18 protein-coding genes and 3 pseudogenes are annotated in these 24,913 nt (G+C 33.2%); 12 read left to right on the top strand and 9 right to left on the bottom strand.

The window, feature by feature from the left end:
* Positions 1-52 precede the first annotated feature (52 nt).
* The 6 genes and pseudogenes from K5I29_RS10280 (at position 53) to K5I29_RS10255 (ending at position 5,295) form a co-directional block, all read left to right on the top strand.
* Entirely contained in the window at positions 53-289 is a 237-nt protein-coding gene (locus tag K5I29_RS10280; protein ID WP_002988156.1) for an acyl carrier protein, read from the top strand.
* Positions 290-454: 165 nt separating this feature from the next.
* A pseudogene (fabF, locus tag K5I29_RS10275) lies at positions 455-1,707 on the top strand (beta-ketoacyl-ACP synthase II).
* A gap of 12 nt (positions 1,708-1,719) precedes the next feature.
* Positions 1,720-2,469, top strand: coding sequence for a ribonuclease III (gene rnc, locus K5I29_RS10270; RefSeq protein WP_264433073.1), 750 nt, complete (start codon positions 1,720-1,722; stop codon positions 2,467-2,469).
* Between the two features lie 80 nt (positions 2,470-2,549).
* The gene (locus K5I29_RS10265; protein ID WP_264433070.1) at positions 2,550-3,032 is read left to right on the top strand and encodes an IPExxxVDY family protein; all 483 of its coding nucleotides are present in this window, start codon (positions 2,550-2,552) and stop codon (positions 3,030-3,032) included.
* Between the two features lies 1 nt (position 3,033).
* Positions 3,034-4,467, top strand: a complete 1,434-nt coding sequence (gene pyk / locus K5I29_RS10260) for a pyruvate kinase (protein ID WP_264433068.1) — start codon at positions 3,034-3,036, stop codon at positions 4,465-4,467.
* A gap of 33 nt (positions 4,468-4,500) precedes the next feature.
* Positions 4,501-5,295, top strand: coding sequence for a Bax inhibitor-1/YccA family protein (locus tag K5I29_RS10255; protein ID WP_264433067.1), 795 nt, complete (start codon positions 4,501-4,503; stop codon positions 5,293-5,295).
* Positions 5,296-5,339: 44 nt separating this feature from the next.
* On the opposite strand, the pseudogene dinB reads toward K5I29_RS10255, so the two are convergent.
* Both dinB and K5I29_RS10245 read right to left on the bottom strand, forming a co-directional pair.
* Positions 5,340-6,433 (bottom strand): annotated as a pseudogene (dinB, locus tag K5I29_RS10250) (DNA polymerase IV).
* A gap of 68 nt (positions 6,434-6,501) precedes the next feature.
* Positions 6,502-8,407: pseudogene (locus K5I29_RS10245) on the bottom strand (recombinase).
* A gap of 187 nt (positions 8,408-8,594) precedes the next feature.
* Between K5I29_RS10245 and K5I29_RS10240 the strand changes: the two are divergent.
* Entirely contained in the window at positions 8,595-9,071 is a 477-nt protein-coding gene (locus K5I29_RS10240; RefSeq protein ID WP_264433063.1) for a CYTH domain-containing protein, read from the top strand.
* Between the two features lie 3 nt (positions 9,072-9,074).
* Here the strand turns inward: K5I29_RS10240 and K5I29_RS10235 are convergent, their stop codons facing one another.
* The 4 genes from K5I29_RS10235 to K5I29_RS10220 form a co-directional block, all read right to left on the bottom strand.
* Entirely contained in the window at positions 9,075-9,509 is a 435-nt protein-coding gene (locus K5I29_RS10235) for a septal ring lytic transglycosylase RlpA family protein (protein WP_264433062.1), read from the bottom strand.
* 52 nt (positions 9,510-9,561) lie between these two features.
* Complete coding sequence (locus tag K5I29_RS10230; protein WP_264433060.1) at positions 9,562-9,984, bottom strand: hypothetical protein; 423 nt, start codon at positions 9,982-9,984, stop codon at positions 9,562-9,564.
* 81 nt (positions 9,985-10,065) lie between these two features.
* Entirely contained in the window at positions 10,066-10,425 is a 360-nt protein-coding gene (locus K5I29_RS10225; protein ID WP_264433057.1) for a YraN family protein, read from the bottom strand.
* A 4-nt stretch (positions 10,426-10,429) separates the two neighbouring features.
* Complete coding sequence (locus tag K5I29_RS10220; protein WP_264433055.1) at positions 10,430-11,323, bottom strand: S66 peptidase family protein; 894 nt, start codon at positions 11,321-11,323, stop codon at positions 10,430-10,432.
* A gap of 142 nt (positions 11,324-11,465) precedes the next feature.
* On the opposite strand from K5I29_RS10220, the gene K5I29_RS10215 reads away from it, so the two are divergent.
* Complete coding sequence (locus K5I29_RS10215; RefSeq protein ID WP_264433053.1) at positions 11,466-12,167, top strand: DUF1003 domain-containing protein; 702 nt, start codon at positions 11,466-11,468, stop codon at positions 12,165-12,167.
* 87 nt (positions 12,168-12,254) lie between these two features.
* Positions 12,255-14,312: a methionine--tRNA ligase gene (metG, locus tag K5I29_RS10210; RefSeq protein WP_264433051.1), complete on the top strand. Its 2,058-nt coding sequence runs from the start codon at positions 12,255-12,257 to the stop codon at positions 14,310-14,312.
* 57 nt (positions 14,313-14,369) lie between these two features.
* Here the strand turns inward: metG and K5I29_RS10205 are convergent, their stop codons facing one another.
* Positions 14,370-15,572, bottom strand: a complete 1,203-nt coding sequence (locus tag K5I29_RS10205) for a PepSY-associated TM helix domain-containing protein (protein WP_264433049.1) — start codon at positions 15,570-15,572, stop codon at positions 14,370-14,372.
* A gap of 1 nt (position 15,573) precedes the next feature.
* Complete coding sequence (locus K5I29_RS10200) at positions 15,574-17,766, bottom strand: TonB-dependent siderophore receptor (protein WP_264433047.1); 2,193 nt, start codon at positions 17,764-17,766, stop codon at positions 15,574-15,576.
* Positions 17,767-17,971: 205 nt separating this feature from the next.
* On the opposite strand from K5I29_RS10200, the gene K5I29_RS10195 reads away from it, so the two are divergent.
* The gene (locus K5I29_RS10195; protein WP_264433044.1) at positions 17,972-19,429 is read left to right on the top strand and encodes a hypothetical protein; all 1,458 of its coding nucleotides are present in this window, start codon (positions 17,972-17,974) and stop codon (positions 19,427-19,429) included.
* A gap of 755 nt (positions 19,430-20,184) precedes the next feature.
* Positions 20,185-20,550: a hypothetical protein gene (locus K5I29_RS10190; protein WP_264433041.1), complete on the top strand. Its 366-nt coding sequence runs from the start codon at positions 20,185-20,187 to the stop codon at positions 20,548-20,550.
* A 465-nt stretch (positions 20,551-21,015) separates the two neighbouring features.
* Here the strand turns inward: K5I29_RS10190 and K5I29_RS10185 are convergent, their stop codons facing one another.
* Entirely contained in the window at positions 21,016-21,621 is a 606-nt protein-coding gene (locus tag K5I29_RS10185; RefSeq protein WP_264433039.1) for a superoxide dismutase, read from the bottom strand.
* Between the two features lie 99 nt (positions 21,622-21,720).
* Here K5I29_RS10185 and K5I29_RS10180 point away from each other — a divergent pair, with 99 nt between their 5' ends.
* Positions 21,721-24,888, top strand: coding sequence for a UvrD-helicase domain-containing protein (locus K5I29_RS10180; protein ID WP_264433036.1), 3,168 nt, complete (start codon positions 21,721-21,723; stop codon positions 24,886-24,888).
* Positions 24,889-24,913 lie beyond the last annotated feature (25 nt).

Raw genomic sequence — 24,913 nt, 5'->3', positions numbered from 1 at the left:
TAAGATAAAGTTTTTTATTTTTGCCACAAATTAAATTTAAAATTAAAAGATTATGTCAGACATTGCATCAAGAGTAAAAGCTATTATCGTTGACAAATTAGGAGTTGACGAAAACGAAGTTGTTGCTGAAGCAAGTTTCACTAACGATTTAGGGGCTGATTCATTAGACACTGTTGAGCTTATCATGGAATTCGAAAAAGAATTTGATATTCAAATTCCAGACGATCAAGCAGAAAACATTGCTACAGTTGGTCAAGCTATTTCTTACATCGAAGAAGCTAAAAAATAATAACCTCAATCCATGCGATGCGAAATCATCGCATGGATGTTATTATTTTTAACTATCTTTTATTATTTTAGTAGATATTACAAGTCATTAATATAAATAACATTCCCATGATGATTGCCAACGATTATACATGGGTTTTTTGTTTGGAATATACCTTTACAAATTATGAAATTGAGAAGAGTTGTAGTTACAGGTCTTGGAGCATTAACTCCGATTGGAAATAATATTCAAGAATTCTGGAACGGATTAATAAACGGAGTAAGTGGTGCAGCCCCAATTACGCTTTTTGACGCTACAAATTTTAAAACAAAATTTGCTTGCGAGGTTAAAAACTTTAAAGCTGAAGATTTTATTGACCGAAAAGAAGCACGTAAAATGGACCGCTATGCACAATTGGCTATGGTTTCTGCCTCAGAAGCAATGACCGATGCAAACTTTGATTTAGAAAAAATTGATTTAGACCGTGCCGGTGTTATTTGGGGTTCAGGAATTGGTGGTTTACAAACGTTTCAGGACGAGGTTACTGCCTTTAACGAAGGAAATGGTACACCAAAATTCAATCCTTTCTTTATCCCTAAAATGATTGCTGATATTGCAGGTGGTTTAATTTCAATGAAATACGGATTACGCGGCCTAACTTTACAACAGTTTCGGCTTGTGCATCTTCTACAAATGCAATTATTGATGCATTTAACTACATCCGTTTAGGACAAGCAGATGTTATTTTAACCGGAGGTTCTGAAGCAGCAGTTACAATTGCAGGAATGGGTGGTTTTAATGCTATGCATGCCTTATCTACACGTAACGACGATCCTAAAACGGCATCGCGCCCAATGGATAAAGACCGTGACGGATTTGTTTTAGGAGAAGGAGCTGGTGCTTTGGTTTTAGAAGAATACGAACACGCTGTTGCTCGTGGTGCTAAAATTTATTGTGAAATTGGCGGAGGCGGTATGTCAGCTGATGCGCACCATATTACTGCACCTCACCCAGAAGGATTAGGCGCTAAAAATGTAATGATTAATTGTTTACGTGATGCTGGTTTACAACCAGAAGATGTGGATTTAGTTAACATGCACGGAACATCTACTCCATTAGGAGATATTGCAGAATCTAAAGCTATTTTAGCTGTTTTTGGCGAGCATGCTTATAACATGAATATCAACTCAACAAAATCTATGACCGGGCATTTATTAGGTGCAACTGGAGCGGTTGAAGCAATTTCATGTATTTTAGCTATTCAAAACGGAATTGTTCCGCCAACCATTAATCACTTTACAGATGATGAGAACATTGATCCGAAATTAAACTTTACGTTTAACGAGGCACAAAAACGCGATGTTAAAGTTGCAATTAGCAATACATTCGGTTTTGGGGGGCACAATGCTTGTGTTTTGGTTAAAAAATTCGAAAAATAGAAATATTATTTCATGAATATTTTCAAGAAATTGTTTTTAAATAAATCCCGTACTCCTGAGGACGGGATTTTTTTGAAAACCATAACGGAGATAATTAATGACAATCCTATTAATTTAGAGATTTATAAGCGTGCCTTTACCCATCGATCAATGAATAAAATCGATGAAAATGGTCGTGCGCATAATTACGAACGTTTAGAATTTCTTGGAGATGCCATGTTGGGCTTAATTATAGCAGCACATCTTTTTGAAACCGTTCCTACCGGAGATGAAGGTTATTTAACAAAAATGCGCTCTAAAATTGTTAGCCGCGAAAACTTAAATGCATTAGGTAAATCTTTGCATTTGGTAGATCATGTTAAAAGTAAAGTTGTAGCTTCGCAGTTTAGTGAAAATATTCACGGTAATTTGTTCGAAGCCCTTGTTGGTGCTATTTACCTTGATTTAGGTTACCAACGTTGTAAAACTTTTATTCAAGAAAAAGTTATTGTTCCTTATGTAGATATTGAAAAGCTTGAAGGAAAAATTATTAGCTACAAAAGCTTGTTGATAGAATGGTGTCAGAAACAAAAAAAATCTTTTTTTTACGAGGTTTTTGAAGATACCGGTAACGAAGCTGTAAAATATTTTGGCGTAAAGCTAAAAATTGATAACGAAATTGTTGCTCGCGCCCGAGCAACCTCTAAAAAAAAGGCCGAAGAAATTGCTTCTAAGCGCGCTTATTTTGTTTTACAAGATATTATAGAACCGCCATCTCATTAATTCTCATTAAATTAAGGTTAAATACTTTAGCCGCTTTTCATTAAGTTAAAGATAAATCGTATCTTTAAATAAAAATTACAATGGCAGTAAGCATATTAGATATTGATGATTTTGGATCAGACGATTTTAATATTATTGCACTTCACACTTCATTAGAAGATTATAAATTGGCTTATTTAGTAAATAAATACGGTCAATTAAACCTAGAAAAAGAGTTAATCCCATTAACTTTATCAAAATTTGCCACCCATACCAATTTTGATTTTTTTAAATTTGAAGACAAAAACGAACGCATTGTTTGGAGCTTAATTGCCAACAAATCGGTAATTGAATCTGAGCCTCGCATTGATTCAGATATAAACTTAGTATTAACAAATACATACAGCGATATTGTTCTAATTCCAGAATACGACACCGTTGATTATTTTATTAAAGTTGAAGAAGCGCTACTGCCAGAAACGGTTCAGCAATTTATTTCTAAACTAAACGTAATAAAAGAGCTCGACGCCATATATGAATTAGATAAAAATACGTTAGTATCAATAAACAACCTACTATTTTAAAATGCTTTACAGAAAAAAAACAAAGATTGTTGCTACGCTAGGACCAGCATGTAGCTCTAGAGAAACAATAAAAGAAATGATTGATGCTGGAGTTAATGTTTTTAGAATTAACTTTTCGCATGCTGATTATGCTGACGTTAAAGAACGTATAGATATTATTAGAGAATTAACTGCAGAATTTGAATATAATACATCTATTTTAGCTGATTTACAAGGGCCTAAATTACGCGTTGGCGTAATGAAAGAAGATGTTTTTGTTCATCCTGGCGATCACATTACATTTACAACAGCTGAAGATATTCTAGGATCTGCTGAGCGCGTGTACATGAACTACAAGCAATTTCCTAAAGATGTAAATCCGGGAGAACGTATTTTATTAGACGACGGTAAACTTATTTTTGAAGTAGTTGAAACTGACCGCGAAACAGAAGTTAAAGCTGTTGTTGTACAAGGAGGTCCTTTAAAATCTAAAAAAGGAGTTAACTTACCTAATACAAAAGTTTCATTACCAGCTTTAACAGAAAAAGATGTGCGTGATGCCATTTTTGCTATTGAAAATAAAGTAGATTGGATTGCACTTTCTTTTGTTCGTACGGGTGACGATTTAAAAGATTTACAAAATATTATTGCAGAACATGCCGAATATAAAATTCCGATTGTAGCTAAAATTGAAAAACCAGAAGCAGTTGCTAATATTGATGAAATTATTAAATATTGCGACGGTTTAATGGTTGCACGTGGTGATTTAGGTGTTGAAATTCCGGCAGAAGAAGTGCCTTTAATCCAAAAGCAATTAGTAGCTCGTGCAAAAACAGCACGTATTCCGGTTATTATTGCTACGCAAATGATGGAAACTATGATTACTTCATTAACTCCAACAAGAGCTGAGGTAAACGACGTTGCTAACTCGGTTATGGATGGGGCTGATGCTGTAATGCTATCGGGCGAAACTTCGGTTGGTAGTTATCCAGTTCAGGTAATTCAAACAATGGCAAAAATTATTTATAGCGTAGAAGATTCACCTTTGGTTCAAATTCCTCAAAACCAAGTGCAAATTAAAACCAAGCGTTATATTACTAAGCACATTTGTCATCATGCAGCAACAATGGCTAACGAAACAGATGCCAAAGCAATTACTACCTTAACCAATTCGGGGTACACTGCGTTTCAGGTTTCTGCTTGGCGTCCGAAAGCGCATACATTAGTTTTTACTTCTAACAAACACATTTTAACGCAATTAAACTTGTTGTACGGAGTAACTGCTTTTTATTACGATAAATTTTGGAGTACTGATGATACGATTGATGATATTAACCGCATCTGTAAAGAAAAAGGTTATGTTGAAGCTGGCGATATGTTAGTAAATTTAGCTGCTATGCCAGTAGCAAATCGCGGTATGGTAAATACATTACGCTTATCACAAATAGAAGAATAATTTATATATTTAGTAAAATTAGAAAAACCAAATATGAACTTTAATTCGAACAATCCGTTTTTAAAAAACGACAAATTTACGAAAGAGAAACAAGGTGGTGTAACAGATTTTAACGCATCACAAACGGTTGAAAGATACAATACGATTGATTTAACTAACGGAACCATGACCATTCAGGGCACAATAAACAAATCGTTTATTTTATTGGCCTTATTGTTGGTTGGTGCTTTTGCAACTTGGTATTTAACTGCTTCAGGATATAACCCAATTGTTTTAACTGTTGGAGGAGCAATTGTTGGTTTTGTATTGGTTTTAATAGCTGCCTTTAAACCGCATTTATCTGGTAAATTAGCACCAGGTTATGCCATTTTTGAAGGTTTGTTTATTGGTGGTATTTCAGCTATTTTCGAGGCCAGATATCCAGGAATTGTAATTCAAGCGGTAGGAGGAACTTTTGTAACCTTTTTAGTTTGTTTGGGTTTATACAAATTTAGAATTGTAAAAGTAAACCAAACTTTTAGAAATGTGGTTATTGCCGCAACATTGGCTATTGCAACTTATTATTTAATTAGTTTTATCGCATCTTTAGTATTCAATTTTCAAATGTTTCACCACGGATCATCTTTAATGAGCATCGGATTTAGTGCATTTGTAATTGTTATTGCTGCTTTAAACTTATTTTTAGATTTTGATTTGATTGAAGATAGCGCAGCTAAACAACAACCGAAGTTTATGGAATGGTTTGCTGCAATGGGCTTACTAATTACATTGGTTTGGTTATATATTGAATTTTTACGTTTGTTGTCAAAAATTAATAGCCGTAACTAACTACAATACATATAAAAAAGCAGCTTTAAGCTGCTTTTTTTATTTTATATATCTTTAAACGGAAGTTTAAGCTGAATCACTTCGGGTTTTTTCTTTTCGGGTTCTTTTTTCTTTTCATTATTTAAAGATGATAATGAAATACCGATTAAACGAACCGAATCTTGTAACTTTTCCTGAAACAACAATTCCTTAGCAATTTCTAACAACAAGCTTTTGTCAGAAATAAAATAAGGCAAGGTTTTACTTCGGGTTTGTTGGGCAAAAGTTGAATATTTAATTTTTAACGTAATGGTTTTACCCGCTAACTTGTTTTTTTTAAGCCGCGTTTCTACTTCCTCAGCAATATTTTCTAACCTTTCAAGCAAATAAATTTCTGACGAAAGGTTGGCTGCAAACGTACGTTCTGCTCCTACCGATTTTACTGTTCTGTTTGGTTTCACTTCGCTATTATGTATGCCTCTTACAATATAATAATATTGTGTTCCACTTTTTCCAAAATGCTCCTCTAAAAAAGTTATAGGTTTGGATTTTAAATCTTTACCTGTAAAGATACCCAAATTGTACATTTTTTCGGTAGTTCTTTTTCCAATTCCATAAAACTTTTTTACATCTAAGTTTTCTAAAAATGGTTCAACTTCTTCGGGGTTTATGGTTAATTGTCCGTTGGGTTTATTTATATCGCTTGCAATTTTAGCTACAAATTTATTAACCGAAATGCCTGCTGATGCAGTTAACCCCGTTTCAGCAAATATTTTTAGCCTTATTTGGTGCGCCATTAAAGTAGCGCTTTTCATATTTTTTTTATTGGTTGTTACATCTAAATACGCTTCATCTAAAGATAAAGGTTCTACCAAATCGGTATATTCTAAAAAAATACTTCTAATTTTTTTTGAAATTTCTTTGTAACGATCAAACCTTGGTTTAACAAATATTAAATGCGGACAAAGCTTTATGGCTAAAGCACCGCTCATAGCGCTTTTTACACCGTATTTACGCGCTTCGTAGCTTGCGGTTGATATTACGCCTCGAATTTCATTGCCACCAACTGCTAAAGCTTTACCACGTAACGCGGATTATCCAGTATTTCTACGGATGCATAAAATGAATCCATATCGACATGTATTATTTTTCGAAGCATATTGGTTAAACAAGTTTTACAAAATTACAAAAAGCCAACTTATGTTGGCTTTTTGATATAATTGGTTTCTATAAAAATTCTTTTTTAGCGTTTTTAGGCGGAAAGAAAAATGTTTGCGGATGTTTTTTAAAACGGGCAAAAATAGCCTGATTTACTAATATAAATTCTCTAAACGGAATGCTTCTTGAACGCATCGCTAAAAATAAAGATAACGAGAAGCTAACAATAAAGTTAAAGAATCCGATAATAAATACGCCTAATAAACACCAAATATAAATATATAGGCATGGCATCAAAACCTTTACCGTACAAACCAAGTGCAAAGTTACCGCTGGCAAAGGTAATGTGACGAATGTCAATATTAATACCTAAAAACACGCCAATTGTACCGGTACAACCTAAAAATACCCCAAACCAAGCGTTTGAAACAATTCCGGCCCAATTTTTAAATACCCAATCAGCAAATTTGCTGGCTTTTTGGGCTCCAATGGTATTTTTTAAAAACGGATTTTCTTTAATACGGTAACAAATGTTTTCGTGTTTTAATTTATTGGCCACGTTACCAGAAATAATTCCGGAAATAAATAAATAAATACCAGCAATAGATGCGTAAAGTATTATTGAAGATTCCCATGGATTAATTTCAGATAATAATTTATCAGCTTTCATTTCTGCAATGTTAACATGCAAGGTTAAATCAATTAACCAAGCTAATAATAAAGCTACCGGAAAAGCTAAAACCACGTTACCAATAAAAGCAATAAATTGACTGCGGAATAAACGAGCAAATAAAAACGAGAATTTCGAGTATTTTTCGTGATAACCTAATCCGGAATGATGATCTTCTTCTAGCGTTTTACTTAACGTTGCCGCCGTCATGGCAGGTTGTTTGGTGGCTAAGGTATAATGTAATAAATAAATTACTACAAATCCTAGTGCGTAATTTAAACTGTATAAAAAGGCATGTCCAAATTCACTGGTTGAAACGCCAGATAACAACAATTTAAAAATACATAAAAAACCAACAATAAAACCACCGCCTAACGATGCCTTAAGCATGTGATAATATTCGCTTCGGGTTTCTGTAATATATTTTTCGCCCGTAATGGCAGTATGTTTGGTAATTTCGTACGAAATTAACTGTGTACTTTCGTTAATTAATTGTCCAACGTTGTTTTTAATAGAATTCAGTTTGATAATTAAGCGCCACGCTTTAATTGCACTTAAAATCTGATCGTCGGCATGGTTAACAATTAATATTTCTAGTAAGCTTTCAATACGTTGTAACTGTTGTCTGATTCGCAGTAAACTTTGGTTTACCTTCATCGAAATACCGTATTTCGAACTGTTTTTAAAAGCTAAATCAACAAACTCATAACATTTTTGTAGCTGAACTTTAGTTTTTAAATAATTTTCATCGCTGCTAGAAATATAATGCGGTTTGTACACGCGCACTTTTTTTAAAACGGCTTGCAATTCATTTTCAAACGATTCGAATAAGTTATTAAAGTGATCGTATTCTGGTACCATTTTAATAACTTCATATTCCATAACACGCCCAGTAATGCGTTGGCCTAAAACCGATAAACTTGTAGTAATTTGCCCGATTAGCGAGTAATTGGTTACTTCTTTAAAAACAGATTGAAAGCCAAAAATATCGTTCAGCTCAATAATTTTTGCGTCCGGAATTTTAAGTAACCATTTGTAATCATCGTGTTTGTAAAATACCTGAACCAAAATATATTCTAACGAAGCAATTCCCGGCTGTTCGGGTAAAATTCGAGCAAATAAACGTTTTTTAACTTCAAGCATAAAAAACGAATCGCGTAAGATGCCTGCGTTAGATAAAAAGTTAAACAACTTACGGCTGCTAAAAAGCTGAACCAAGTAATTGGCAATTATTTTTTTTTGTTCGGGGTTTTCTGTTAAATAGGCAATGTACGCATCTAAAACCGGCGTTACGTCTGCATCCATTTTTTTTGGACGAATGGTTCGAACCAAATCTACTAAATACCCCAATTGATCTTCAGAAATGTAATTTTCATCTAAAAAGTATTTTTTAAATAAAGCTTTAAATGAAATCTTACTATGCTTAATAAAAATGCCCATTGTTATCTGAGTTTAAAATTATTGTATTTTTACTTTTTTAAAGCAATTTACTATGTCAGCTACTATTGAAATAGAGAAAAAATACACGGTTAAAGATACAGTTTTTCTAACAGAAAAATATAGCTCCGAAAAAATTATTCAGGGTTATTTATCAACAGATTCAGAGCGCGTAGTTCGTGTTCGGGTAAAAGGAAACAAAGGTTTTATAACCATTAAAGGAAAATCTTTTGCTAACGGAACCAGCCGTTTTGAATGGGAAAAGGAAATTGAAGTTGCTGAGGTTTTAGCGCTTTTGCCTTTGTGCTTGCCTGGGGTAATTAACAAAACACGATATTTGGTACCATACAACAACCAAATGTTTGAGGTTGATGTTTTTGAAGATGAAAACCAAGGACTTGTTTTGGCTGAATTAGAATTGCAAAATGCCCAACAAATTATAGATTTACCCGATTGGATTGCTGAAGAAGTTACGCAAGATGCCCGTTATTACAATGCATATTTAACACAACATCCGTTTACAACTTGGTAGCAATTATTCTAAAACTTCTAAATCAACTTTTAAAACGCCCAAACCTTTTTGATGCGTAATTTCGTTAAAAGCGCGTTGGGTTAAATCAATTTCTTTGCCTTTACTAAATGGGCCACGGTCGGTAATTGTAACGACCACAAATTTGTTGTTTTTGGGGTTTGTAACTTTTACTTGGGTACCAAACGGTAGTTTTTTATGTGCGGCTGTATACGCGGTGTTGTTAAAACGTTTTCCGCTTGCGGTTAAACGGCCGTTAAGCTTGTTGCTGTAATAACTTGCAAAAACATCTGTTTTGTAGCTTTTACTTGTTGTATTAATAGAATCGTAGCTTACTAGTACGGCTTGTACTTGCAACAACGAATCAACTTTACTTGTTTGTTGTTGTGCCGTAATTAAAAATGGAAAGAAAAAAAGAATAAAACGTAAAAGTTGCATCATAGTAAAAGTATAAAAAAAGCACCTTTTAAGGTGCTTTTTACATTTTATATAATTAAGATAACCAAGTTGCGTAAGGAATTCTAGATAAAATTAGAATTAAACCTAATGCATAAAAAATAGCAATCTTTTTAAATTTTTCGTCCTGAGCTACGCGTTTGTGTTTAGACCAACCAATTGTAATTAATGCAATTGCAATAATGTTAATTAACGGGTGTTCTAACGAAGTTAAACGTACAGCGCTGTCTGACATGTTACCTAATTGAGCAAATCCTAGTGGAGAAATAAAATATAAAATTAAACCAACTAATAATTGAATGTGAGAGAAAATTAAACCAATTAATGAAATTGTTCTATCCTTTTTCACAAATTCTCGTTTACTAGCAATACCAGAAACTGCATTAATAATAGCAATAACTAACGCAAAAATTGCTAAATAAGCAATACCCGAGTGCGCTTCTTTTACAATGTTATACATATCTATTTTATTTTGATTTTTGATTCCTAACAAAGATATAAATTGGAAGGTAATAATCTGCTTTTTATTCTTTAATTCGTTCTAAAAATGATAAAAAGCATTTTCTATGTGCTTAATTTTAGTTTCATTATCTAAAATAAGCACCGAAATAATATCAAAACGTACTTCTAAGTCCAAATCTGAATTTGTTAGATACTGATTCATGGCGAAAAGTAATAATTCAATTTTTTTCTGAGAAACAAAACTTTCTGGCTCACCCACAGCAACAGAAGTTCGCGTTTTAACTTCAACACAAATTATTTGGTTTTGCTTTTTGGCAATAATATCAACTTCTGCTTTTTTAAAGCGCCAATTTTTTTCTAAAACTTCATATTCATTTTGTACTAAAAATGCAACAGCAAGTTGCTCGCCTAATAAACCAATTTCGTTGTGCTTTGCCATGGTATTAAAACGATAAGGTTACCAAATCTTTTTTAATGCTAAGATTTACGGTTTGTCCAAAAATTAGCGCTCGATTATCTGGTACGTGACCGGCAGGAAAATCAAAACATATCGGAATATAATATTGCGCTGCAATTGCACCAATAATTTCGTACGCATTTTGCCCGTACGGAATTTGGTTGTCGTGCATGTCGGTCATTCCGCCCACAATAATTGCTTTGCAAGTTGTAAAATAATTGTTGCGTTTTAAGTTTTGCATCATTCGGTCTAAATGATATAGATATTCGTCTAAATCTTCTATAAAAAGAATTTTATTTTGTGTTTGAATAGCCGATGGCGAGCCCAATAAGCTGTATAAAATAGAAAGGTTTCCTCCAACCAATTCGCCCGTTGCTTCGCCCAAAACATTATTTTCATGCGGGGCAATTTGGTATGTTAAAGCTTTGCCAAATAGTGCATCATGCAAAGTTTGTTTAACTGATTCTGGTGCGGTTGGTACAGTAAACGGCATAATGGCGTGAGTGGTTGCAACGCCTAAATTGTTTATATGACTATGTAAAGTGGTAATATCACTAAAACCAACAATCCATTTTGGATCGGATTGAAACGCGCTAAAATCAATCAAATCTATAATTCTAACCGTTCCGTAACCACCACGTGCAACCCAAATGGCTTTAACTTCAGGATCTTGAATTTGCTCGTTAAAATCAGCGGTACGTTGTTCATCCGTTCCGCCTAACTGAAAATAATCTAAACCAATGGTTTTACCCAATTTTACACGCAATCCCCAAGATTCTAATAAAGCTATGGCAGGTTGTGCATCTTCTTTAAAAAATTTTCGTGCAGTACAAACAATAGCAACGGTATCTCCTTTTTTTAAATAGGGTGGAATAATCATTTTAGAGTTTTTTAAAAAAGCAATTTACAAAAATATGCCTAAGGAATGCTGGTTTAATCCGTTTCGCTGTTTTATTAAGTTTTTGAAAACAACAGCTGAAATACATTAAATTGCATATTTGTTTTATTTAAAATGTATAAAAATGAAGATAAGTCATATAAGTAAGAAAGAAATTCGAAAAGGAGAAGAAATTAAAGGAAAAGATATTCGTGAAGGAATTTTTAATTTGATACAATCAAACTATTCAGATTTTACAACTGATAGTTTTATTTCTTTATCAGAATTAAATCAGTTTAGACGTCTGTATTTAACATCATTAGTTTTACAAGAAAAAGGTGAGTTTGCACTTTTAGATAAAGAAGTAATGGAAGCGATACAAAACAATGCTATTCTGTCAGAAAATATTCAAGAAGAAATTGAAACAGAACTTACAATTGGTCAGAAAATTGCAGACCGAGTGGCTGTTTTTGGTGGAAGTTGGACTTTTATTATCACTTTCTTTTCTTTTATTCTAATTTGGATGTTAATTAATATTTGGGTTTTAGCAACTCAACCTTTTGATCCGTATCCTTTTATCTTATTAAACTTGCTTTTGTCTTGTTTGGCGGCTATTCAAGCACCTATAATTATGATGAGTCAAAACAGACAAGAGCAAAAAGATAGGCAACGAAGTGAGCACGATTATAAAATAAACCTTAAAGCCGAACTTGAAATTAAATTGTTGAGTGAGAAAATAGATCATTTATTGGTACATCAAAACAAAAAGTTATTAGAAATTCAAGAAGTACAAATTGACTATTTAGAAGATCTAATGCAAGAAGTGAAAAAAAAATGGATTAAGTAAAAAGTAAGTGATTTTTACTTTGTAAAACGTGCATGCTACATATTTAAAAATTGTTACGTATTTTTGTAACTTGAAAATAATTTTTATATGATTCAAGATCCTAAAAGATACACCGTTACTGCGGCTTTGCCGTATACAAACGGTCCTATACATATTGGACATTTAGCGGGTGTATATGTTCCGGCAGATATTTATGCACGTTTTTTACGTCAACAAAACAAAGATGTAGCTTTTATTTGCGGTTCGGACGAGCACGGGGTAGCTATTTCTATGAAGGCAAAAAAAGAAGGAGTTTCCCCTCAAGAAATTATAGATAAATACAACAAAATAATAAGCGAATCGTTTGCCGAATTCGGTATTTCGTTTGATAATTATTCACGCACTTCTGCCAAAATTCATCACGATACAGCATCAGAATTTTTTAGAAAATTATATGATGATGGGAAATTTAATGAAGAAGTTACCGAGCAATTGTACGATGCAGAAGCCGATCAGTTTTTGGCCGATCGTTTTGTGGTAGGAACTTGCCCAAAATGTGGTAACGAAGGTGCTTATGGAGATCAGTGTGAAAAATGCGGAACATCATTAAACGCAACCGATTTAATCAATCCAAAATCAACCATTACCGGTTCTGTTCCAGTTTTAAAAGAAACAAAACACTGGTTTTTACCATTAGATCAGTACGAAGCTTTTTTACGTGATTGGATTTTAGAAGGGCATAAAAACGATTGGAAGCCAAATGTTTACGGACAAGTAAAATCTTGGCTTGAAGACGGATTAAGACCGCGCGCCGTAACTCGTGATTTAGATTGGGGAATTGACGTTCCGGTTGAAGGTGCCGAAGGCAAAAAACTTTACGTTTGGTTTGATGCGCCAATCGGATATATTTCGTCAACTAAAGAATGGGCAGCTCGTGAAGGCAAAGATTGGGAACCTTACTGGAAAGATGAAAGCACCAAACTAGTTCATTTTATCGGGAAAGATAATATTGTTTTCCATTGCATAATTTTCCCAGCTATGTTAAAGGCTGAAGGAAGTTATATTTTACCAGATAACGTGCCTGCAAACGAATTCTTGAATTTAGAAGGCAACAAATTGTCAACTTCTAAAAACTGGGCCGTTTGGTTAAACGAATATTTAGTAGATTTTCCAGAAAAGCAAGATGTATTGCGTTATGCGCTAACATCTAACGCACCAGAAACAAAAGATAACGATTTTACATGGAAAGATTTTCAAGCACGTAACAATAATGAATTGGTTGCTATTTTCGGAAACTTTATTAACCGTGTTGTTGTTTTATCTAATAAATATTACAACGGAATTATTCCAACTCCTAACGCATTTACTGAGGTTGATGAACAAGTTTTAGCTGAGTTAAAAGCATATCCAGCAGTTATTGCAAGTTCTATTGAGCGTTACCGTTTCCGCGAAGCGCTTGGTGAAATGATGAATGTTGCCCGTTTAGGAAATAAATATTTAGCTGACGAAGAACCTTGGAAGTTAATTAAAACGGACGAAGAACGTGTAAAAACGCAAATGTATGTAGCGTTGCAAATTGCAGCAGCTTTATCTACTTTGGCAGAACCGTTTTTACCTTTCTCGGCAACCAAACTAAAAAATATGTTACATATTGATGCAATTGCTTGGAATAAAATTTCTGAAACTTCAGATTTAATTCCAGCCGGGCATCAAATAGGACAAGCAGAATTGCTATTTGCGAAGATTGAAGATGAAGAAATTCAGAAACAAATCGACAGATTAGAAGCAACAAAAGTTGCAAACGCTGCAGAAGCAAAACAAGCTGAACCGCAAAAAGAATTAACGCAGTTTGATGATTTTGCTAAAATTGATTTACGAGTAGGGACCATTATTGAGGCAGAAAAAATGCCAAAAGCAAACAAATTATTGGTTTTAAAAGTAGATACCGGAATTGATGTTCGTACCATTGTTTCGGGCATTGCAGAACATTTTACGCCAGAAGAAGTTATTGGCAAACAAGTTACTGTTTTAGTAAACTTAGCACCTAGAAAATTACGCGGTGTAGAAAGTGAAGGAATGCTTTTACTTACTGAAACAAAAGAAGGTAAGTTGGTGTTTGTAAACCCAGATGAAGCTGGTGTTTATAACGGTGCAACTATTGGATAATACATAACTCAATATATTATAAAAATAAAAAGCTACGCAGTGCGTAGCTTTTTATTTTTATTTCTTCTCTTTTTTTCTTTTTCCCCACCAAATTAAAAATCCGGTTACGGGTAAACTTGCACACATTAAGCTGGCAATAAAAGCAATTATTTTAGAAGGTAAACCTAAAATTGCACCTACGTGCAAATCGTAATTGGCGCTTACAACCTTTTCTCCAAAATCTTTATCTTCAGGATCGTGCTGGTGCAACAAACGTCCGGAATGTTCATCAAAAACTAAACTGCTCGATTTGTGATACGAATACGACAAATGTTTTACATAAACCTCAAAGTTAGGATGTTCGTGATCGTCCATGTGTTCGTTTCCTAAATCAATCGAAAATAAGGTTGCGTCGGGGTACAATTCGATTACTTTATCTGCAATAATATCTAAAGTTTGATCGGTTTTTAATTCAATCGGATCTACGGTTTGATACTGCGAAAATTCTGGATATGTTGTGTTTCCGCCAGAAAAAACAAAATAAACTAAAGCTTGTACCACAAGAAAGGCATAAAACAAACCGGTAATAGAAAATATGAGACCGAAAATTGATGCGTAAAAGCCAACAATGTTATGCATGTCGTAATTTTTGCGTTTCCAACTTTTTACATTTTTCCATCTAAACCAAAAACGTTGCTTGCGTGCAGCTTTATTTTTGGGCCACCAAAGAATAATGCCCGAAATAGTCATAAACATAAAAATGATAACCGGAATTCCTGTTGCATATTTGCCCCAATCTGAATTTAGTAAATAGCCCCAATGTAAGTTTTTTACGATGTTAAAAAACGTAAGTTTTTCGTCATAAACTTTTAATATTTCGCCCGTATATTGGTTTACATAAGCCGATTTGTAAATCGGGAATTCATCAAAATAATTCCACGCGTGCTCATCTCTTTCATAATAATAAAATTGATAGGTACGTGCGCTGTCAATAGATACGTTAACCCAATGCACCGGATATTCTTCTTGCAATTGGTTTTCTACAATTTTTTCTAGTGTTTTAAGCTCTAGTTTTTGTTTTCCCTGATATTCCGCTTTGTCAAGAAACATGTATTCTTTACGTTGGTAATTTTCTACCTCGTCTTTAAATACATACAAACATCCGGTAATCGATATAAAAAACACTAAAAAGCCAACAAGTAAACCCAGGTACAAGTGCAGTTTTTTTAGTGTTTTTCTGAATTTGTTTGGTCTGGTTTGTTGTTTTGTGTGCTTGTTCATGTTAAAATTTGTAAGTTAAAGTTGCTGTGGCGTTTAGTAATTTTTGCGGATTTGCGGTTGAGAAACCTACCCAATATTTTTCGTTCGTTAAATTATCAACCTTAACTGCGATTCTAAATTTTTTAGCATCGTAATACGCATTGGCGTTTAAAATAAAATAGTTGGGTAACGTAAAAATGTTTTCGGTGTTTGTGGTGGTGTCCCATTGGTTTAAAATACGGTTGTTGCTTGCGTAATTACCGCCAATTCCAAAACCTAATCCTTTTAAATTGCCTTCTAAAAATTCATAGCTTGCATTAAAGTTGGCTAACCAAGGTGAACCTGCTGTGTACGGACGTCTGCCCTGAACGGTTGGATCTGCTTTAATAAATTTAGAATGGTTGTAGCTTATCCCACCAATAAATGAGAATCCTTTTAGTAAATAAGCATTAACTTCTAATTCTACGCCTTGGCTGTTTAACTTACCTGATTGATCTTGGTAAGCGTTAAACGTTTCAGGAATATATCCTAAAATGTATAAAGTATTTTTTACATCTATATTATAATAGCTTAAGGATGCATTTAATCGGCCTCTGAATAAATTGGTTTTAAATCCACCTTCTACCTGATTTGCTTTTTCCGGATCGGCTAAAGATGAATTTCCTTCGGCATCGCTGTAATAATATCCGTTGCTTTTAAAGCTGTTTTGGTAATTTCCGAATACCGAAAAACGATTTTTAACCAACTCGTAAACCAATCCTAATTTAGGCGACCACGAAGCTTGTTTGTAAGCAGGTAATTCATTAACCCATAAGCTTCCGCCTTTAAAATGATTATGCTCGTAACGCACGCCGGCCATAATGTTAAAACCAGGTAACGGAGTAAATACGTTAGAAATATAACCGCTAATAACATCGGTATTGCCAAGCTGATTGTAGGTGCTTACTGGGCCTTTTGCGTAAGCTTCTGCTAAGCTGTTTTTATTAAAATTTCCATAATCGCTGTAACCTGAAGCCGGAACGGCATCAAAATTTCCGTTTTCTAAATAGATATAGCGAATGCGATCTTTCACGGCCATGTAATCAAAACCAACCACGGTTCTGTTGCGCATTTCTCCAAAGCGATAATCAAAGTTGAAGTTTTGTTGAACCTGAAAATATTCTTTTTTACTGTTATCGGTTGATTGATCGGCTCTGTTAACGTACAATAAGTTATCTGCTGGATTTAACGATAAAGAAAAATAGGGTCCGTATCCGTCCGATTTAGAATATGACGTGTTTACGTGGGTTGATGATTTTATATGATTGTTTATTTTATAGGTTCCTTGTGCAAATAAATTGCTCACGGTAGCATCTGTATATAAGCCTTTGCCCATGTACGATTGTTTGTAATCTAAGCCCAAGCTAGCCAAATCTTTCATATTGGTAACGCCGGTTGTTGCTTTAGATAAGTAAAAAAAGGCAGTTTCTGCGGTAGATTTGGTTTTAAACAACTCGTATTCAAACTTTAAATCTAACTTGTCGTTTACTTTGTAGGTAACAACTGGTGTAAATGCAAAAGAACGGTTGTTGGCATTTTTCATCTGAAATGTACCTTCGGTTGTATAAGCGGTGTTTAAGCGGAACAACAAACGCTTGTCTTTAGTTAATGGCGTATTTATATCTGCTTGCGCTCGGTAAAAATTATAACTACCGCCAGAAACTGAAACGTTGCCGCCTAAGCTGTCGTACGGCGTTTTGGTTACGCGGTTTACTACACCACCGTAAGATGATGCTGCACTCCCAAATAAGGTTGCCGACGGGCCTTTTAAAACTTCAATTTTTTCAATATTTACGGCATCAATAGTTGTAGAAACAGGACCGATTAAACCATTGCGTAAAGAATTGTTTGTGGTAAATCCGCGTAAGCTTACGTACGATCCGCCATCGCCGGCACGATTGGTTGCGCCCCACATTTTTTGTAATCCGGTAACGTTGCGGTACGCTTCATCAATAGTAAAAATAGATTGATTTTCTAGTACTTGTTTATCAATAGAAGAATAAACCTGAGGATTTTCTATTGCCTTTAAAGGCATTTTGTTGCTATAATCAGAATTTTTTACAATGAACTTCTCAATAATAATTTCATGTAAATAATTGTCGTTAATGGTGTCTTTTTGTTGTGCATGGGCACCAACGAACAACAAAACACAACACAGAATATAAATACGTTTCATTTTGATTATGAATTTTTAACAAATGTATATATTTGTTTTTAATTAATCTAAATAAGAACATAATATTATTTATTTGGACTTTTTAAAAATAAGGAAATTTGATATTATTAATTTTTTTGGAGTACGTAATTGGTATTATATAATTTTATACGTTATTATATATTTAAAAAAGATTTTATATTCGAGAAATATTGATAACTATTTTATGAGAATACAACTTTTACTTTTAATGTTGCTTACAAACATTTGTTTTGCACAGCAAGATGCTATTGCTTTTAAAGATTTAAAGCAAACTTTTATAGTTGAAAATAACGAAACCTTACAGTCGTTATTTATTTTACGAGATAAAACTTCAAGTTTGGCAGTTTCTTTAAACAACCAACAACAAGTTTTAGATTCGATGCGCATCTCAAATCCAGAAAAAAAATATAAGGTTTTATTGGCTAGCACGTTTCAGGATCAAGTTGGGCAGTTGTTTTGGACTACCGAAAAAAAGAATGAACTTTTAGTACAAACTATAAATTTTGCAACGCAATCAGATTCTTTTAAAACAGAAGCCTTTAAATTAACCCGTGGTTCGGTTTTAGTTGAATTTTCTGTTGCTGATGCCTATTATTTTGTTACGTTAGATCGAAAAACGGTAACCATTCAGTTTTATAAATTTAGTAACGATGGTTCTTTCAAACAAATTGATGTAGATATGAGCCAAGAAAAGTTTTTAACTTCCGATTTTAAAAATCAAAATTTTGCTGATGCTATTCGAATTATGCGTTTAATTGATGTGCAGCCAAGTTCGGTATTTCAGTTTATTGACCCGAAACAAACCACAGCGCTTTCATCGGCTGCGTATTATACCAAAGCTTATGTAAACAACAATCAGCTAATATTAACTTTAGATCGTAATATTAATGTTACCGATTTGTTGTTTTTTGATTTGAACGATTTTTCATTGCAACGTAAATCAATCAAAAAACCCGTTTTAACTTATTATCCAAATATGGATTCTAATTCTTTTTTATTAGACGATTATTTGTATCAAATAAAAGTTAATAACGATGGATTTGTTTTAACGGTTAATGATTTAGATGGAAACGTGATAAACAAACTTGGTACCGTAAGAGATGAAGATATTAGTTTTGCCATTGGGAACATAAAGCAAAGTAACCCAGGAAGTTCTGATTTTAATCGTGAATTTGATAAAACTAGCCAGTTTATGCGTAAGTTTCAAAACTTAAATGGCGGTTTAACGGTTTATAATTATGGTGATAGCAAAATATTAGCTATAGGTGCCGTTGGTAATGAAAGAAATTCATCTGGAATGACAATGATTGCTGTACCAGCTTCTTTAGGCATTGCTGGTGCTATTGTAACGAGTGCAGTAGTTACTGCTTTAGATATTTGGTTTTTTAATCCTAGCTTAAATAATTTGGATGCCTACGCCAATCGTAAAGTTATGTTTTTTAATGCAGCTTTAAACCAAGAAATGCAACCGGAACAAATTACCTTACCTGATTTGGCTTTAGATCAAATTAATGCTTTTTTAAACGATAATAAAAAGCAAACCTCTAATTATAACTTATCTTTTAAAAACGGAGTTTATTATTTAGGTTATTACAACAACAAACAAGAATTGTATTATTGGCAAGCATATCAGGATAATTAATAACTAATAGTCGCGTTGTTGTTTTTTAAATCAATTTAACTAATGCCTTGTTTTAAATGTATTTTTTTAGCAAAAACAACATTTTTTATTTTGATATTTATGTAATTTAATTAACTTTTTATTTGTAAGATTAGTCAATAATGTTACATTTGTGTATCCATATGAAAATTTAGGTTAGCATTATGGTAATTTTTGGGGCATAAGGGCGGAAGTTTTTTCCACCCTTTTTTTCTAAAAATGATGTGTCCATGTTGTTATATAAACAAGTTTGATGTATTTTTTGAGTTATTAAAGGGAAGTAAAGCTTCCCTTTTTTTGTTATATCGATTTTTAAAAACAACTAATCGATAAAAATTTAAGTGCTGATTTTGTTGTGGTACATTTATAGTACCATAAAAAGATATAGGTTAGAGTTATGGTGAATTTGGGGCTTAAAAGGGAAGGTAAAACTTCCCTTTTTTTGTGCGTTGTGATGTAAAAAGTAATTTGTCGAATTTTGTTGTAAGTAATCGATTATTTTGCGGCGTTTGCTTTTTGCGTAGTACATTTACAGTACCATAAAAAGATATAGGTTAGAGTTATGGTGAATTTGGGGCTTAAAAATGGGAAGGCAAAACCTTCCCATTTTTTATTTATAATTTTTAGACTTTATCGTTTTTATTTACATTTTATCAGTTCTTATTCATGCAATTGTTATAGTTTTTACTATTTTTAAACTACATTTAAGGACAAATTTTAACCAAATTTATAAGCCTATGAAAACTTTATATTCTAGAAAAGCAATTTTAGGATTTTCTGCCTTTTGCACACCTATTTTTGGTGCTTTTTTGATGCGATATAATTTAAAAGAAATTAATCAATCTAAAAAAGGCAATCAGGCCGTTCTACTTTCTGTTTTTTTAACTGCAATTATTATTTATTTAAACTTAACTTTTGATAATGGCCTTGCTATTTTGTTCAACTTCTTTGCAGGATTATTATTGGCAGAATTATTTTACAAAAAGCAGTTGGAAGATACATTAGCATTTGAAATTAAACCTATTAAGCAACCTGCACTTGTAGCGTTAGCTATTTTTGTTAGCATTATTTTTATTTTATCTGTTTTTTACAATTTTAAATAAAAAACAATATTTTTTAAAATACATTTTTACACTGATACATATAAAAAAAAGAGAAGTTTTTAGCTTCTCTTTTTTGTTTTTATTTGATTTTTAGTGATTTATCGGTTTTTGAAGTAAGTAATCGATTATTTTTTATTGTTTTATTTGGTTGCAATACATTTACGGTACCATAAAAGATATAGGTTAGAGTTATGGTGAATTTGGGGCTTAAAAGGGAAGGTAAAACTTCCCTTTTTTTTATGGTTTGTGTTCGTAAAAGTAACTTGTCGGATTTTGTTGTAAGTAATCGATTATTTTTTACAGTTTTATTTGGTTGCAGTACATTTACAGTACCATAAAAGATATAGGTTAGAGTTATGGTGAATTTGGGGCTTAAAAAGGGGAAGGCAAAACCTTCCCCTTTTTATATAAAAAAAACGTCGGTTCTTAGTAACCGACGTTTTTTTATTTTAAACTGATGTTTAATTATTTTGCTGCTGCGTAACGTTTTGCAACTTCTGCCCAGTTAATTACATTAAAAAATGCATTAATATAATCAGGGCGTTTGTTTTGGTATTTTAAGTAGTACGCATGTTCCCACACATCCATTCCTAAAATAGGAGTTCCACCACATCCAACACCTGGCATTAATGGGTTGTCTTGGTTTGGAGTTCCGCAAACTTCTAACTTACCATCTTTAACACATAACCAAGCCCAACCAGAACCAAATTGTCCAGCTCCAGCTTTAGAAAAAGCATCTTTAAAAGCTTCGAAAGATCCGAAGTCAGCTACAATAGCTGCTGCTAATTCACCAGTTGGTTCACCGCCACCGTTTGGAGCCATTACTTCCCAAAATAAGTTGTGGTTAAAAAAACCACCACCATTATTTCTAACAGCTGCTTTAGATAAATCTAAGTTTTTTAAAATTTCTTCAATAGATTTTCCTTCTAATTCAGTTCCAGCAATAGCTGCGTTTAAATTAGTTGTGTAAGCATTATGATGTTTAGAATGGTGAATTTCCATTGTTTGTGCATCAATATATGGTTCTAACGCATCGTACGCGTAAGGTAATTTAGGTAATTCGAAAGCCATAATAATAATTTTTAAAATTAATATACCAAATTTATTAAATAAAAATTGTAATAAAAAATGTTTATATTTATTTTGTAAGATTACTAAAAATATATTTTCGTGAGTTCTCCTAATTTTCTTATTTATGATGCTTCGGCAGGATCGGGCAAAACCTTTACTTTAACTAAAGAATATTTAAAAATATTGTTGGCAGCACCAACTGTTGATGCTTATAAAAAAATATTAGCGATTACGTTTACTAACAAAGCGGTTAATGAAATGAAATCGCGAATTGTTTCTAACTTAATTGCTTTTGGAGAAGAAGAAATCAGCCCCGATTCGGCAGATATGCTTAAAGCCATTGGTAGTGAATTAGGGCTTGATAATGACACGATAAAACAAAAATCGAGAGCGATAATAAAAAACATTATCCACAATTACGCTTCGTTCGATATTTCTACCATTGATAAGTTTACGCATCGATTAATTCGCACCTTTGCTATTGATTTAGAATTACCTGCAACTTTTGAGGTTTCGTTAGATAAAAGCAGCTTAATAAAAGAAGCTGTTGATCGAATTATTGCAAAAGCCGGAAGTACAAACGAGAAGCAATTAACACATTTACTATTAGATTTTGCACTTACTAAGGTAAACGAAAGCGGAAGTTGGGATTTTACGCGCGAACTTGTAAGCATTGGTAATTTAATTGGCGATGAAAATCACGACAAAGAGCTTGAGGCAATACAAAACATATCATTAGATAACTTTATAGAAATTCGAAAAGAGGTTATCGAAAATCGCAATGTAATTCATGAAAGCGTTTGCAATCTTGCGCAGCAATTGCTAAGTTTTATTAGCAATCAGCCGTACGGGGTAGAAGCTTTTTCGCGCAAAACCATTCCCAATCATTTAAATAAAATTATTGAAGGCGATTTTACTAAAGCTTTAGAATACGATAATATTGCCGTGCTAGAAAAACGCATCAACAAAAAATATATAGATGCCGTAAACCCTGATTTACAAACCATTTGGCAACAATTAGAAACTATTAAAAACTGGACCGGTAGGTATCTGTTATTTGATAATGTGGTAAAAAATATTACTCCGTTATCTTTAATTAATACCATTTCTAACGAAGTTAAACAGATTCAGAAAGAGCAAAATATGTTGCTTATTAGTGAATTTAATAAACTTATTTACAACGAGGTGCAACAACAGCCCGCACCTTTTATTTACGAACGTTTAGGCGATAAATACAATCATTTTTTTATTGATGAATTTCAGGACACGTCCGAAATGCAATGGAAAAATTTGGTGCCTTTATTAACAAACGCATTGGCCGGAAATGAGGTAGAAACCGATTTAGGTTCGGTTATGTTGGTGGGCGATGCCAAACAATCTATTTACCGCTGGCGCGGAGGTAATCCGGAGCAGTTTATTGAATTAAGTAAACCCGATGCAAAAGATGAAGGTTTTGAAAGTGCAAAAAAACAAGTTACCATATTAGAAACAAATTACCGAAGTTACGATGCGGTTGTTACGTTTAATAACGATTTTTTTAAGTTTTTGGGCAGCAAGTTAAATAACCCCGATTACAATAAAATGTACGAGGTAAATAGCTTTCAAAAAACAAATAATAAACCAGGCGGATATGTTTCTTTACAATTCATTCCAGATGTTAAAGATGTGGACGATGAGGTAACATCCGACGATTTGTATTTACAAAAAACCGAAGTCATTATTAGAAATTGCTTAGTGCAAGGATTTAATTACAAAGATATTGCTTTGTTAACGCGCCGTCGAGATAAAGGCGTTTTATTGGCTAATTATTTAACAAAAAATGGAATCCCTATTATTTCGTCAGAAACGCTTTTGTTGGCTAATGCTGACGATGTAAACTTTATAATTAGTTTGCTGCATTTGTTGCGTAATTTTAATGATACCGAAGCTAAATTTGATGCTTTGTTTTATTTAAAAAACAACTATTTGCCCGAAAACCCAACGCATGATTTTATTGTTAAAGGCCTTAAAACTGAAACCGAAACCGAGTTTGAAAACTTTTTAACGACAACCATAAACCGATCGTTTAACTTCGCTAACCATAAAAAACAGGATTTATATCAGGTTTGCGAAAATATAATAGCATTATTTTTACCTGCAAAAAGTGCTACGGCTTACGTGCAGTACTTTTTAGATGTGGTTTTAGAACAAGAAACTAAGCAATTAGGATTGGATGAGTTTTTAACTTTTTGGCACAATAAAAAAGAAGTGCTAAGCATCCCATCGCCCGAAAATATGAATGCGGTTACCATTATGACCGTGCATAAATCAAAAGGATTAGAATTTCCTGTGGTTATTTTTCCGTTTGTTAACGATCGCATTATTCGTACTTCGGGAGATACGTTATGGGTTGATTTACCATCAACCGAAAACATTCCGTTAAACAAAGCTTTAATTAGTAAAAAAGGCGAAGTTGTACATTATTCGGATGCAATTGCTAATTTATTTGAAATTACTAACGAAAAAATTACATTAGATACAATTAATGTACTCTATGTTGCGTTAACACGTGCAAGGGAGCAATTGTATGTAATTTCTGAGAAAAAAAATGTTAAACTTGATGCGAAGATTATTGAATCCAATTCGGTTGCAGCTTATTTTTTAGAATATTTAAGAGATATTGCTCGTGATGTTGTAAATGATGAAGTGTTTGATTTTGGAACCAAACAAAAAGTTTCTAAAACCGAAGTTGTTCAAAACACCAATCAGGTTATTGAAGCGGTAACACCGGGTAATAAGCCATCAGATGCAATAAAATTAGCTAACAAAGAAGCGCTGTTATGGCATTCGGGTAAAGATGAAGCGATTGATTACGGAAACTTGGTTCATGAGCTAATGGCATCGGTATTACATCCGGATCAGGTAGATTTTGTTGCTGAGCAAGCTTTAAGACAAGGAAAGCTTGATTATAAAGATTTTGATAAAATAAAATATTTATTAAAAAACATCGTTAATGATTCAAAGATTGCAGCGCACTTCAACCCTGAAGCATTGGTTTTAAACGAACGCAGTATTGTAAATGCTAATTTTAAAACTATAAAACCCGATCGTGTAACTTTAGTTGATAATAAAGCTACGTTGTTAGATTATAAAACGGGCGCTAAAGAAGAATCGCACATCAATCAGGTTTTAGAATATGAAAAGGCTTTGTTAAATATGGGATATGAAGTTGTTAAAAAAACATTGTGTTATATTCGCATTGATGAAGTGGAAGTTGTAGATTTGTAAGCAACTAATGTAAAAATCGTTTCAC

The organism is Flavobacterium agricola, from assembly GCF_025919725.1.
GTDB classification, from domain to species: Bacteria; Bacteroidota; Bacteroidia; order Flavobacteriales; family Flavobacteriaceae; genus Flavobacterium; species Flavobacterium agricola.
Note: the sequence above shows the minus strand (reverse complement) of the source record. Positions and strands in the feature narration are given on the sequence as shown.

Bases quoted from the DNA above. Each gene is read 5' to 3' on its own strand.
- K5I29_RS10280 (WP_002988156.1), top strand. From the start codon at position 53: ATGTCAGACATTGCATCAAGAGTAAAAGCTATTATCGTTGACAAATTA.
- K5I29_RS10230 (WP_264433060.1), bottom strand. From the start codon at position 9,984: ATGTATAACATTGTAAAAGAAGCGCACTCGGGTATTGCTTATTTAGCA.
- K5I29_RS10225 (WP_264433057.1), bottom strand. From the start codon at position 10,425: ATGGCAAAGCACAACGAAATTGGTTTATTAGGCGAGCAACTTGCTGTT.
- K5I29_RS10255 (WP_264433067.1), top strand. From the start codon at position 4,501: ATGAACTTTAATTCGAACAATCCGTTTTTAAAAAACGACAAATTTACG.
- K5I29_RS10235 (WP_264433062.1), bottom strand. From the start codon at position 9,509: ATGATGCAACTTTTACGTTTTATTCTTTTTTTCTTTCCATTTTTAATT.
- rnc (WP_264433073.1), top strand. From the start codon at position 1,720: ATGAATATTTTCAAGAAATTGTTTTTAAATAAATCCCGTACTCCTGAG.
- K5I29_RS10215 (WP_264433053.1), top strand. From the start codon at position 11,466: ATGAAGATAAGTCATATAAGTAAGAAAGAAATTCGAAAAGGAGAAGAA.
- K5I29_RS10185 (WP_264433039.1), bottom strand. From the start codon at position 21,621: ATGGCTTTCGAATTACCTAAATTACCTTACGCGTACGATGCGTTAGAA.
- K5I29_RS10190 (WP_264433041.1), top strand. From the start codon at position 20,185: ATGAAAACTTTATATTCTAGAAAAGCAATTTTAGGATTTTCTGCCTTT.
- K5I29_RS10195 (WP_264433044.1), top strand. From the start codon at position 17,972: ATGAGAATACAACTTTTACTTTTAATGTTGCTTACAAACATTTGTTTT.
- K5I29_RS10200 (WP_264433047.1), bottom strand. From the start codon at position 17,766: ATGAAACGTATTTATATTCTGTGTTGTGTTTTGTTGTTCGTTGGTGCC.
- K5I29_RS10265 (WP_264433070.1), top strand. From the start codon at position 2,550: ATGGCAGTAAGCATATTAGATATTGATGATTTTGGATCAGACGATTTT.
- pyk (WP_264433068.1), top strand. From the start codon at position 3,034: ATGCTTTACAGAAAAAAAACAAAGATTGTTGCTACGCTAGGACCAGCA.
- K5I29_RS10205 (WP_264433049.1), bottom strand. From the start codon at position 15,572: ATGAACAAGCACACAAAACAACAAACCAGACCAAACAAATTCAGAAAA.
- K5I29_RS10240 (WP_264433063.1), top strand. From the start codon at position 8,595: ATGTCAGCTACTATTGAAATAGAGAAAAAATACACGGTTAAAGATACA.
- K5I29_RS10220 (WP_264433055.1), bottom strand. From the start codon at position 11,323: ATGATTATTCCACCCTATTTAAAAAAAGGAGATACCGTTGCTATTGTT.
- metG (WP_264433051.1), top strand. From the start codon at position 12,255: ATGATTCAAGATCCTAAAAGATACACCGTTACTGCGGCTTTGCCGTAT.